Below are 11719 nucleotides of genomic sequence, written 5' to 3' on the forward strand. Positions count from 1 at the left end.
CCCCGCAATCGAACGCCTACGATCCTCTGTTGTGTCCAAACTGACCGACGTGCCCAAACGGATCCTGATCGGGCGCGCACTGCGCAGCGACCGGCTGGGCGAAACGCTCCTGCCGAAGCGCATCGCACTCCCCGTCTTCGCCTCCGACCCGCTCTCCTCCGTGGCGTACGCGCCCGGCGAGGTGCTGCTGGTCCTGTCGATCGCGGGCGTGACGGCGTACCACTACAGCCCGTGGATCGCCGTCGCGGTCGTCGTGCTGATGTTCACCGTGGTGGCCTCGTACCGGCAGAACGTGCACGCCTACCCCAGCGGCGGCGGCGACTACGAGGTGGCGACCACCAACCTCGGGCCCAAGGCCGGACTGACGGTCGCGAGCGCGCTGCTCGTCGACTACGTCCTCACCGTCGCGGTGTCGATCTCCTCCGGCATCGAGAACCTCGGCTCCGCGATCCCGTTCGTCGTCGAGCACAAGGTGCTCTGCGCGATCGGCGTGATCGTGCTGCTGACGCTGATGAACCTGCGCGGGGTGAAGGAGTCCGGCTCGCTCTTCGCGATCCCGACCTACGTCTTCGTCTTCGGCGTCTTCACCATGATCGCGTGGGGTGCCTTCCGCGGGCTGGTCCTGGACGACACCATGCGCGCCCCGACGGCGGACTACATCATCAAGCCCGAACACCAGGGCCTGGCCGGCTTCGCGCTGGTCTTCCTGCTGCTGCGCGCCTTCTCCTCCGGCTGCGCCGCCCTCACCGGCGTCGAGGCGATCTCCAACGGCGTCCCGGCCTTCCGCAAGCCCAAGTCGAAGAACGCCGCGACCACCCTCGCCATGATGGGCCTGCTGGCCGTCACCATGTTCTGCGGCATCATCGCGCTGGCCGCCGCCACCGACGTCCGCATGGCGGAGAACCCCGCCAAGGACCTCGTCCACAACGGTGTCCCGCTCGGCCCGGACTACGTCCAGAACCCGGTGATCTCGCAGGTCGCGGAGGCCGTCTTCGGCAAGGGCAGCGTCCTGTTCATCATCCTGGCCGCGGCCACCGCGCTGGTGCTGTTCCTCGCCGCCAACACCGCCTACAACGGCTTCCCGCTGCTCGGCTCGATCCTCGCCCAGGACCGCTACCTGCCGCGCCAGCTGCACACCCGCGGCGACCGGCTGGCCTTCTCCAACGGCATCGTGCTCCTCGCCGGCGCCGCCGCACTGCTGGTGGGGATCTACGGCGCCGACTCGACCCGGCTGATCCAGCTGTACATCGTGGGCGTGTTCGTGTCCTTCACGCTCAGCCAGACCGGCATGGTCCGGCACTGGAACCGCCACCTGGCCACGGAGAAGGACCGGGCCAAGCGCCGCCACATGATCCGCTCCCGCGCCATCAACGCCTTCGGCGCCTTCTTCACCGGTCTCGTGCTGGTCGTCGTCCTCCTCACCAAGTTCACGCACGGCGCCTGGGTCGCCCTGCTCGGCATGGTGATCTTCTACGCGACGATGACGGCCATCCGTAAGCACTACGACCGCGTCGCCGCCGAGATCGCCGCCCCCGAGGGCCCGAGCGACGACCTCGTGCGGCCCTCACGGGTCCACTCGGTCGTGCTGATCTCCAAGATCCACCGCCCCACGCTGCGCGCCCTGGCCTACGCCAAGCTGATGCGCTCGGACACCCTGGAGGCGCTGAGCGTCAACGTCGACCCGGCGGAGACCAAGGCCCTGCGCGAGGAGTGGGAGCGGCGCGGCATCGACGTACCGCTGAAGGTCCTGGACTCGCCCTACCGGGAGATCACGCGGCCGATCATCGAGTACGTCAAGAGCCTGCGCAAGGAGTCCCCGCGGGACGCGGTGTCCGTGATCATCCCCGAGTACGTGGTCGGCCACTGGTACGAGCACCTGCTGCACAACCAGAGCGCCCTGCGGCTCAAGGGCCGGCTGCTGTTCACCCCCGGGATCATGGTGACCTCGGTGCCGTACCAGCTGCAGTCCTCCGAGGCGGCCAAGCGGCGGGCCCGCAAGCAGCAGGACTGGACCGCGCCGGGCTCGGTGCGGCGCGGTCCCGCGCAGGTGCGGTCGAAGGAGTCCTCCGAGCACAAGAGCTGACGATCTCCCGAGACGACGGCTCGTGTGAAACGGCCGGGTGGCAGCCACGTAGACTGGTGGGCTGTTGTCCGGCCGTGTCCGTTCGGCCCTTCCCCCTCACGCGTTTTGGAGTCACCCCGCCATGCAGGCAGAACCGAGGAAGTCGCTGGTGGGGGAGGAGTACGAGGTCGAGGTCGGCCCCGTCGCCCACGGCGGTCACTGCATCGCCCGCACGTCCGAGGGCCAGGTGCTGTTCGTCCGGCACGCGCTGCCCGGCGAGCGGGTCGTGGCGCGGGTGACGGAGGGCGAGGAGGGCGCGCGGTTCCTGCGCGCCGACGCCGTGACCGTGCTCGACGCCTCCAAGGACCGGATCGACGAGCCCTGCCCGTTCGCCGGCCCCGGCCGCTGCGGCGGCTGCGACTGGCAGCACGCCAAGCCGGGCGCGCAGCGGCGCCTGAAGGCCGACGTCATCGCCGAACAGCTCAAGCACCTCGCCGGGCTCACCCCGGAGGAGGCCGGCTGGGACGGCACGGTGCTGCCGGCGGAGGGCGACAAGGTGCCCGCGGGCCAGGTCCCCGCGTGGCGCACCCGCGTCCAGTACGCCGTCACAGCCGACGGCCGGGCGGGCCTGCGCCGGCACCGCTCGCACGAGGTGGAGCCGATCGACCACTGCATGATCGCCGCGGAGGGCGTCAGCGAGCTGGGCATCGAGAAGCGGTCCTGGACCGGCATGGACTCCGTCGAGGCGATCGCGGCGACGGGTTCCCAGGACCGCCAGGTGATCCTCACCCCGAAGCCGGGCGCGCGCCTGCCGCTAGTCGAACTCGACCGCCCCGTCTCCGTCCTGCGCGTGGACGAGCGCTCCGGCGGTGTCCACCGGGTGCACGGCCGCCCCTTCGTGCGCGAACGCGCCGACGGCCGCACGCACCGCGTCGGGGGCGGCGGCTTCTGGCAGGTCCACCCGAAGGCCGCGGAGACCCTGGTGACCGCGGTCATGCAGGGCCTCCTGCCGCGCAAGGGCGACATGGCGCTCGACCTGTACTGCGGCGTCGGCCTCTTCGCCGGCGCCCTCGCCGACCGCGTCGGCGACCAGGGCGCCGTCCTCGGCATCGAGTCCGGCAAGCGAGCGGTGGAGGACGCGCGGCACAACCTCGCCGACTTCGACCGCGTCCGCATCGAACAGGGCAAGGTCGAGAGCGTGTTGCCGCGCACGGGCATCGAGGAGGTCGACCTGATCGTCCTCGACCCGCCGCGGGCGGGCGCGGGCCGCAAGACGGTGGGCCATCTGGCGTCGCTGGGAGCGCGGCGGATCGCGTACGTGGCGTGCGATCCGGCTGCGCTGGCGCGGGACTTGGCGTACTTCCGGGACGGGGGGTACCGGGTACGGACGCTGCGGGCGTTCGATCTGTTCCCGATGACGCACCATGTGGAGTGCGTGGCGATTCTGGAGCCTGCGGCGAAGGGCCTCTGACCAGCTGGTTCTCCACGTTCGCAGGTTCCGGGCGGGGTACGTCGACATGGGTGTGGGATTCACCGTGACGGCGCAGATCGAGCGCCCGGTCTCCGGTGCCCGGCCCGACCGCCCGGGCCAGGTGATGATGCGGGGCTTGTGAGCACCGATCCCGACTGCCGGGATCGCCTGCCCCGCAGCGCTGACCGAACACGGCCGGCGGCTACCCGGCCCGTCGTCCCGTGGCGGACAGGCCATCCAGGGCCCGTGCCGTGATCTCAGCCACCGGTCCGACGGCGGGGACCGTCACGAGGATGTCCGAGTAGTGGGCGAGGAGGGGCGCGGTCCGGTTCCGGTACACCCGCTGCCGGTTGCGGACGACCTCTTCGGTGTCGTCCGTCCGACCGCGGCTCAACAGCCGTGCGAGCACGACCTCTTCGGGGGCCGACAACTCCAGCACCGCGTCCAGTACGGTGCCGGTGGCGCCCAGGATGCTGGAGAGTTCCTGCGCCTGCGGCACCGTGCGGGGGAATCCGTCGAGGAGGTAGCCGTTCCGGGCGTCGGGGCGCTGGAGCCGTTCCCGCACCATGCCGCCGGTGACGTGGTCGGGGACGAGTTCGCCGGTGTCGAGACAGTGCTGGGCGTCCTGCCCGAGCGGGGTCCGGCGCGCGACATGGTCCCGGAACAGGTCTCCGGTGGAGATGTGGGGGACGCCGAGCCGCTCGCTGAGTGCACCGGCCTGGGTGCCCTTGCCTGCTCCAGGAGGCCCGATGAGGATGATTCGCATGGGTTGCGCGTACCTTTCGGTGATGGCTGTTCGTTCATGGCCTGTTCGGCCGCCGATTTGATCGGAGATGTCCGTTCTTCGACTCGCGGGAGGGCTGCGGTAAGGGTCGGTTCCGCCGGTCGACGGTGGTCAGGCGGCCCGGGAAGGGCAGGCGGGTTCCGCGCTCAGGACGAGCACCGGGCCCTGGGCGGGATCCGTCCGGTGGGTCAGCAGGTCGCACAACACCTCGGCAACGCCCACCCGGTATGCCTCGGCGCCCAGTGACGGGCTGGGGATCAGGGTGTGGACGTCCACCAGGGGTGCCAGTTCGGCGGCCAGTGACTCGGTGAGTTCGGTCAGACCGGCCAGGGCGGCGTCCCGGGGCCCGCCACGCCCCATGGCCGCGACCACGTTGACCACCGAGCCGCCGTGCGTGGCCATCCAGCGCCAGTAGGCACGCTGGACGACGGTCAGCGGAGTCACCAGGTCCCGCTGCAGCACATCGCGCAGCGCCAGCGGATCCAGTTCCATCAGCGCACCCGTACAGGGGTGGGCCGCGACCAGGTTCACCAGGTGGTCCAGGCGGCCGAGCCGCTCCACCACCGCGTCGACGGCCCGGCCGGGTCCGGCGGTGTCCGTGGGAGCACAGGGCAGTGCGAGCACCGTGGAGCCCGGCGGAGCCGCCGGGCGGTTCGCCTCGGCGTCGGCACCGGCCAGCGCCACGCGTGCGCCGCGCGCCAGGAGGCTTGCCGTCACCGAGGCCGCGAGATCGCCTTCGCCGGTGACGAGTACGACCCGGCCGGTCAGCGTGCTGGTGTGTCCCATCTCCGTCCCTCCTGGTGGTGGTCGCAGGACAGGCCCCGGGGGTCAGTCGCCCTGCCGGGACGCATCGGCGAGACCGGTGTGGATGCGCTCCATGACCGAGACGTCCGAGAGCGTGGTGACATCGCCGACCTTCCGGTTCTCCGCGACGTCCCGCAGCAGCCGGCGCATGATCTTGCCTGAGCGGGTCTTGGGCAGCTCGGGGACGACCATGATCTGGCGGGGCTTGGCGATGGGACCGATCTCCTGCGCCACGTGCTCGCGCAGGGCCTGGGTGGCCACCTCGTCCCCTGCGCCCGCGCGCAGGATGACGAAGGCGACGATGGCCTGCCCGGTCGTCGCGTCCGCGGCACCGACCACGGCCGCCTCGGCCACCGCCGGGTGGGAAACGAGTGCCGACTCGACCTCGGAGGTGGAGATCCGGTGCCCCGACACGTTCATCACGTCGTCGACGCGGCCGAGCAGCCAGATGTCGCCGTCGTCGTCGTAGCGGGCGCCGTCCCCGGCGAAGTAGTGGTCCTGCGCGGCGAACCGGGACCAGTACGTCTCCCGGTAGCGCTCGTCGTCACCCCACACCCCGCGCAGCATCGACGGCCACGGCTGGTCCAGGACCAGATAGCCGCTCTCGCCCTTCCCGACCTCCCTGCCCTGGTCGTCGACCACCTTCGCGGAGATCCCCGGCAGCGAGGTCTGCGCCGAACCGGGCTTGAACGCAGAGGAGTCGGGCAGTGGCGCGATCATCACCGCGCCCGTCTCCGTCTGCCACCAGGTGTCCACGACCGGTGCCCGCCCGGCCCCGATGTGCTCGCGGTACCACCGCCACGCCTCCGGATTGATCGGCTCGCCGACGCTGCCGAGCACCCGGATCGACGAGAGGTCGTAGCGGGCCGGGATGTCCTCGCCCCACTTCATGAACGTCCGGATGAGCGTGGGGGCCGTGTAGTACACGGAGACGCCGTACTTCTCGATGATCTCGAAGTGCCGTCCCTCGCTCGGGGTGCTGGGCGTGCCCTCGTAGAGCACGGACGTCGTACGGTTGGCGAGCGGCCCGTAGACGATGTACGAGTGCCCGGTGATCCAGCCGATGTCGGCGGTGCACCAGTACACGTCGGTGTCCGGGTCGAGGTCGAAGACCGTGCGGTGGGTGTATGCGGCCTGGGTGAGGTAGCCGCCGGAGGTGTGCAGGATGCCCTTCGGCCGGCCCGTCGTACCCGAGGTGTAGAGGATGAACAGCGGGTGCTCGGCGTCGAACGTCTCGGGCGCGTGCCGGTCCGACTGGGCGTCCACCAGTTCGTGCCACCACAGGTCGCGGCCCTCGGTCCACGGCACCTCGGTGCCGGTGCGGCGGACCACCAGGACGTGCTCGACGCCGGGCGTGGCGGAGGTCGCCTCGTCGGTGTTCGCCTTCATCGGCTCGGCCCTTCCCCGGCGGTACTGGCCGTCCGAGGTGATCAGCAGCCGTGCCTCGGCATCCTCGATACGGGACTGGAGCGCGGCCGGTGAGAAACCGCCGAAGACCACGCTGTGCGGCAGTCCGAGCCGCGCGCAGGCCAGCATGGCGAACACCGCCTCGGGGATCATCGGCAGCTGGATCGCGACCCGGTCCCCGGCCCGCAGACCGAGAGACAGCAGCGCGTTGGCGGTACGGCAGACCTCTCGCCGCAGCTCCGCGTACGTGATCGTGCGGGTGTCACCCGGCTCGCCCTCCCAGTGGAAGGCCACCTGGTCGCCGTGCCCGGCCGCCACATGCCGGTCGACGCAGTTGTACGCCACGTTCAGCTTCCCGCCGGTGAACCAGCGCGCGTAGGGGGCATCCGTCCAGTCGAGGACCTCGGTCCACTCGGTGTCCCAGTCCAGCTGTGCCGCCTGTTCCGCCCAGAACGCCAGGCGGTCGTCCCCGCTCTGCGCGGACGGTACGGGCCGCGCTGTGCCCTCGAGGGGGTGCGGGCTCTGCGGGCGGACCTGGTGGTCGGAACGGGGAGACATGCGGATCCTCCAGTGAGGTGCGGGTGCCGGGGACGGCTCACCCGGGGGCGGACCGTCCTCGGGGGCCACAGTGGCCGGACAGGGTTGGCGGCAGGTTGGCGGTCGCGGGACGTGCCGGGGCTAGGGCCTGTCGTTTGGATCAGGTCGCAGGGAATCGGCGGTGCTTCTCGATGCCGGTGAGCGGGGCCTGGTGCGTGTAGCTGCAAGGCGGAGAAGGGCGTCAACGCGATGGGGGTCCCTCCCGCGCGAGCGCAGCCGAGCGTGGGGGAGTTGACAACCGACGACAACGCGGCAGATGCGCGTGCCAGGCCCCGCGTCTGCGACCTGATCCGAACGACAGGCCCTAGGGCTGACGTCGTGCGCCGGTCCAGCGGCTCACCATCCGGAGCGCGAGTCGTGGCCGCAGCGGGGCGGCGGTCCTGTGGCGCACCGCGCCCTGCCACACGCCCCAGCCGTAGGCCAGGTCGTCCAGGCGGCGAAGCGCCGTGTGCGCGAGAGGCGAGAGCGAACTGCCCGAGCGTCGGTGGTCGAGCAGTCCGTCGGCGACGGCGGCGGCGATCAGCACCCGCCGTGCGCGGCGGTCGAGGCCGGCCGCGGCGAGTGCGACCGGCCAGTGATGGCGGGTGGCACAGCGCAGCAACTGTTCGGCGGTGCCCCGCAGCGTGGCGAGCGACAGCAGGACGCCCGCGCGGGCCGGACGGTCGGCGTCGGGCATCCGGCGGGCCACCCGTACGGCGGTCACCCCGGTCAGCACCGCGGCGGCGGCCACCGGCACCGGCCGGCCCCGCAGCAGCAGGGCACAGGTGGCCAGCGACCACGGTGCGGCGTACAGCGGCGGCACCTGCCCGGGGTGACGCAGCGCCAGGGCGGCGGCGCCGGTGCCGTATCCCGCGCGCTGCGCGAGCCAGCTGCGCAGATGAGTGCGGTGGCGGTGGCCGACCCGGGCCGAGGGGACATAGCGCAGGCGCCAGCCCGACGCGTGCAGCCGCATGCACAGGTCGACGTCCTCCCCGACCCGCAGCGCCGCGTCGAATCCGGCGCCGACGGCCGTCCTGCGCACCACGATCGTCGCGCTGGGCACGTAGGACAGCGCCGACACGGGCACCACCGGTCCTTCCGTCGCGCCCATGTCCAGCGGCGAGCGGACCTCCTCGTACCGGTCCAGGGGCCCCGGTGAGGGCACCGGCAGCGCGACCACCCGCGGCGCGACGAGCGCCACCGCCGGATCGTCGAACTGCGCCAGCAGCGGTGCCAGCCAGCCCGGTTCGGGCACCACGTCGGAGTCGCAGAACGCCACGTACGCGGTACCGCAGTGCCGCAGTCCGGTGTTGCGGGCCGCCGCGGGGCCCCGGTTGTACGGGTGCACCAGCAGCCGGGCACCGTGCCGACGGGCCGCGTGGGCCACCGCGGCCGGGGCGTCGGAACCGTCGTCGACGACCAGCACCGGCAGGGAGGCGGTCGCCGGATCGGAGTGCAGGGCGCCCAGCAGGCGGTCGAGCTGGTCGGCGCGGTCGCGGACGGGGATCACCACCGTCGTGTCCCGCACCGGAGCCGAGTCCGGAGCGCGGGCGGGGCGCGGGTGCACGACCCCGGCGTCCAGCAGCCGCCGGGCGAGGGCAGCGCTCGGGGCGTCCGTCACGGAGAACCGGCCATCGCCGAGGCGGCGGACGGCCGCCTCGGTCAGCCGGATCAGCCGCAGCGGCGAGCCGCCGGTCATGAGCCGTCCGTCCCGCGACCGGTGGGTGCCGGCGGCGAGTTCGACGGTGAATCCGTCGGGAAGCGTGTCGTCCGCCGGAGGAGCGAGAAGGTCCGGCGAGGCAGGTGCGAGGGAGCGTACGAGCGTCATGCCGTGAATCCCCCGTCCGCGTGGAGTACGGAGCCGGTGACGGAGAAGGAGTCGGCCGAGCAGGCCCAGGCCACCACGGCGGCCACCTCCTCCGGTTCCAGTGGGCGACCGGTGAGCTGCCGGTCGGCGAGGTCGTCGACGTCAGGCAGGCCGTACAGGTCGGCGGTGGCCCGCAGCATGTCCGTGCGCGTGGAGCCGGGGGAGACGGCGACCGCGTTGACCCCGGTGTCGCGCAGGTCGCAGGCGAGCCCGCGGACCAGGCCGACCACGGCGTGCTTGGCGGCGCAGTAGGCGCCCAGCCGCCACAGCCCGCGGTGCGCCGCGGCCGAGGCGAGGGCCACGAACCGGCCGCTGCGGGGCTGCGGCCGGCGCAGCAGGGCGGGCACGGCGGCGCGGGCGAGCCGGGTGACGCCCATGACGTCCACGTCGAGCAGGGTCCGCCACTGCGCGTCGGTCTGCTCCCACAGCGGGCCACCGCCGAGCATGACGGCAGCCGAGGCCACGGCGGCGTCGAGTCCCCCGAACTCGCGCTCGGCGACGTCGACGGCCGCGCGCAGCGCGGGCTCGTCCCGGACGTCCGCCCGGACCGTCCGCACCAGCTCGAACTCCTCGGCGAGGGCGTCCAGCCGACCGGGCTCGGCCAGCGGATACGGCACATCGGGGTCGTCGGCGCAGCGGTCCACGGCGACCACCGCCCAGCCGGCGCCGGCCAGCCGGCGTACGGTCGCCGCTCCGATGCCCCGGGCGGCGCCGGTGACCACGGCGACTCTGCGGCCGGTCATCGCTCCGCCCCCGCCGCGGCCGGCTGCCGCTCGGGCAGCCCGAGACGGCCCCGCGCGCAGACGCGCCAGGCGCGGATGTCGGCGGCGAGGCGGTCCGCCATGCCGTCGAGGAGCCGTTCGCCCTCGCTCGCGCGGGCCCCGGCGGGATCGCCGAGGACACCGGACGGGCTCACTGCGCGGACGGACTCGGTGACCAGTCTGTCCATCAGCAGATGGACCGGTTCGGTCGGTCCGGCCACGGCCCGTTCCCGCCGGACCGCCGACGACCGTAGCCGCAGCATCATCGAGGTCTCGGCGTGGCCCGCGTGGGCGTCGGAGCCCGGCGGCAGACACGGCCACCAGGCCGCGTCCCGGCTCTCGCGCCGCAGCCCGCTCACCGCGTCGGCCAGACTCACCAGATTGCCGCCGTGCCCGTTGACCACGAGCAGCCGGCCCGCCCAGCGCAACATCGAGCGGCCGATCTCCGTGACCAGCAGGCGCAGCGCGTCATGGCCGACGGACACCGTGCCCGGGAACCCCTCGTGCTCGCCGCTCGCACCGTAGGGCTGGCACGGCGCGACCAGCACATCGGCCTCGCCGCGCAGCCGCTGGGCGGCACGCGCCGCGACCACGCAGGCCACGGTGGTGTCGGTGTCCAGCGGCAGGTGCGGGCCGTGCTGCTCGCAGGAGCCCAGTGGCAGCAGCACCAGCGGGGCCCGGTCGGTCAGGTCGGGCCAGGCGAGGTCGGCCAGCCGGGGCGCCGACATGGTCTGCGCCCCTTCCGCCGCGGCGGGACCGGCCGCCATCTCAGACCGCCCCCAGGGTCCGGGTGAAGCCCGGCGGGATCACCACGTCGTCGCGGGTCAATTCCTGCACCGAGGAGCGGCCGAGGCCCAGCAGCGCGGAGTCGATGCCGCCGCGCAGGATGTCCAGCACGTTCTCCACGCCGGTCTGCCCGCCCGCGGCCAGGCCCCACAGGTAGGCGCGGCCGATCATCACGGCCCGGGCGCCGAGGGCCAGCGCCTTCACCACGTCACTGCCCCGGCGCACACCGCTGTCCACCAGGATCTCGACCTGGGAGCCCACCGCGTCCGCGATCGCCGGCAGCGCGCGGATGGGGGCCGGCGTGCTGTCGAGGTTGTTCCCGCCGTGGTTGGACACCGAGATGGCGCTGACGCCGGCGTCGACCGCACGCAGGGCGTCGTCCACCCGGCACACGCCCTTGAGCAGGAACGGTCCGTCCCACTGCTCACGCAGCCAGCGCAGGTCCTCCCAGGACGGGGGCGGGGTGCCCATCCACTCGCCGTAGGCCCCGAAGAACGTGGGCGCTTCCCGGCCGGGGTCGGCGAGGTTGGGTGCGGTCAGGTCGGGCAGGCGGCCGGACTTGACGAAGTCCAGCAGCCAGCGCGGACGGGCGAGCGCCTCCGGGGCGAAGCGTGCCATCGCCTTGAGGTCCAGCCGCTCGGGGATCTTGGGGCTGCCCCAGTCGCGGCCGTGCGAGAAGGACCAGTCGAGGGTGACGATCAGCGCCTTGGCGCCCGACTCGTACGCGTGCTGGACACGGCGCAGCATCGCGTCCTTGGAGCCCATCCAGTACATCTGGAAGAACGTCTGCTGATTGGCGGCGACGACATCCGTCAGCGCCTTGCTCGCGAACGAACTGAGACCCATCGCCGTGCCCCGCGCCGCGGCCGCGCGGGCCACCGCCACCTCGCCGTCGGGGTGCACGGCCTGCACACCGGTCGGGGAGATGATCACCGGCAGGGAGATCTGCTCGCCCAGCACGGTCGTCGACTGGTCACGCTTCGCCGACAACCCGGCGACGTGGGGCGCGAAACCCAACTCCGCGAACGCCTTGGTGTTGTCGTCGTACGACGTGCCCTTCTCGGAGCCGGCGAGCAGCGCGCTGTACACGGACTTCGGCAGTCGCTTGCCGGCCCTTCGCTGGGCCTCGGCGACCGTCTCGAACCACCCGCTCATCACCATTTCTCCTTCTCCTGGAGTCCTTCGGGATCCTTGTCCGTCA

General features: G+C 72.6%; 9 protein-coding genes. 2 read left to right on the forward strand and 7 right to left on the reverse strand.

The features are described 5' to 3' along the window. The first annotated feature begins 31 nt into the window (after positions 1 to 31). Together IGS69_RS26545 and IGS69_RS26550 are read left to right on the forward strand one after the other, a co-directional pair. On the forward strand, positions 32 to 2083 hold the full coding sequence (locus IGS69_RS26545; protein ID WP_190902993.1) for an APC family permease: 2052 nt from the start codon (positions 32 to 34) through the stop codon (positions 2081 to 2083). A 121-nt stretch (positions 2084 to 2204) separates the two neighbouring features. Beyond that, on the forward strand, positions 2205 to 3533 hold the full coding sequence (locus tag IGS69_RS26550) for a class I SAM-dependent RNA methyltransferase (protein WP_190902994.1): 1329 nt from the start codon (positions 2205 to 2207) through the stop codon (positions 3531 to 3533). Positions 3534 to 3735: 202 nt separating this feature from the next. On the opposite strand, the gene IGS69_RS26555 is transcribed toward IGS69_RS26550, so the two are convergent. The 7 genes from IGS69_RS26555 to mftD all read right to left on the reverse strand — a co-directional run bounded on the left by IGS69_RS26555 (position 3736) and on the right by mftD (position 11673). Continuing rightward, positions 3736 to 4299, reverse strand: coding sequence for an adenylate kinase (locus IGS69_RS26555; RefSeq protein ID WP_190902995.1), 564 nt, complete (start codon positions 4297 to 4299; stop codon positions 3736 to 3738). A 129-nt stretch (positions 4300 to 4428) separates the two neighbouring features. Further along, a complete protein-coding gene (locus IGS69_RS26560) occupies positions 4429 to 5103 on the reverse strand; it encodes an SDR family NAD(P)-dependent oxidoreductase (protein WP_190902996.1) in 675 nt (224 codons plus the stop codon). A 42-nt stretch (positions 5104 to 5145) separates the two neighbouring features. Beyond that, the gene (acs, locus tag IGS69_RS26565; protein ID WP_190902997.1) at positions 5146 to 7086 is read right to left on the reverse strand and encodes an acetate--CoA ligase; all 1941 of its coding nucleotides are present in this window, start codon (positions 7084 to 7086) and stop codon (positions 5146 to 5148) included. Between the two features lie 343 nt (positions 7087 to 7429). Next, positions 7430 to 8932, reverse strand: a complete 1503-nt coding sequence (gene mftF / locus IGS69_RS26570) for a mycofactocin biosynthesis glycosyltransferase MftF (RefSeq protein ID WP_190902998.1) — start codon at positions 8930 to 8932, stop codon at positions 7430 to 7432. Beyond that, complete coding sequence (locus tag IGS69_RS26575) at positions 8929 to 9714, reverse strand: mycofactocin-coupled SDR family oxidoreductase (protein ID WP_190902999.1); 786 nt, start codon at positions 9712 to 9714, stop codon at positions 8929 to 8931. The genes mftF and IGS69_RS26575 overlap by 4 nt, the downstream gene beginning before the upstream one ends. After that, positions 9711 to 10460, reverse strand: coding sequence for a mycofactocin biosynthesis peptidyl-dipeptidase MftE (gene mftE / locus IGS69_RS26580; RefSeq protein WP_190903000.1), 750 nt, complete (start codon positions 10458 to 10460; stop codon positions 9711 to 9713). Before mftE ends, IGS69_RS26575 begins: the two co-directional genes overlap by 4 nt. A 40-nt stretch (positions 10461 to 10500) precedes the next feature. Continuing rightward, positions 10501 to 11673: a pre-mycofactocin synthase MftD gene (gene mftD, locus IGS69_RS26585; RefSeq protein WP_198427728.1), complete on the reverse strand. Its 1173-nt coding sequence runs from the start codon at positions 11671 to 11673 to the stop codon at positions 10501 to 10503. Between the last annotated feature and the right edge of the window lie 46 nt (positions 11674 to 11719).

The organism is Streptomyces tuirus (genome assembly GCF_014701095.1).
In the GTDB taxonomy this organism is placed as follows: domain Bacteria; phylum Actinomycetota; class Actinomycetes; order Streptomycetales; family Streptomycetaceae; genus Streptomyces; species Streptomyces tuirus.

What these genes read in the sequence shown, in the direction of transcription:
- mftD (WP_198427728.1), bottom strand. Translation starts at nt 11,673, where the DNA reads ATGAGCGGGTGGTTCGAGACGGTCGCCGAGGCCCAGCGAAGGGCCGGC.
- IGS69_RS26575 (WP_190902999.1), bottom strand. Translation starts at nt 9,714, where the DNA reads ATGACCGGCCGCAGAGTCGCCGTGGTCACCGGCGCCGCCCGGGGCATC.
- IGS69_RS26550 (WP_190902994.1), top strand. Translation starts at nt 2,205, where the DNA reads ATGCAGGCAGAACCGAGGAAGTCGCTGGTGGGGGAGGAGTACGAGGTC.
- acs (WP_190902997.1), bottom strand. Translation starts at nt 7,086, where the DNA reads ATGTCTCCCCGTTCCGACCACCAGGTCCGCCCGCAGAGCCCGCACCCC.
- mftF (WP_190902998.1), bottom strand. Translation starts at nt 8,932, where the DNA reads ATGACGCTCGTACGCTCCCTCGCACCTGCCTCGCCGGACCTTCTCGCT.
- IGS69_RS26555 (WP_190902995.1), bottom strand. Translation starts at nt 4,299, where the DNA reads ATGCGAATCATCCTCATCGGGCCTCCTGGAGCAGGCAAGGGCACCCAG.
- IGS69_RS26560 (WP_190902996.1), bottom strand. Translation starts at nt 5,103, where the DNA reads ATGGGACACACCAGCACGCTGACCGGCCGGGTCGTACTCGTCACCGGC.
- mftE (WP_190903000.1), bottom strand. Translation starts at nt 10,460, where the DNA reads ATGTCGGCGCCCCGGCTGGCCGACCTCGCCTGGCCCGACCTGACCGAC.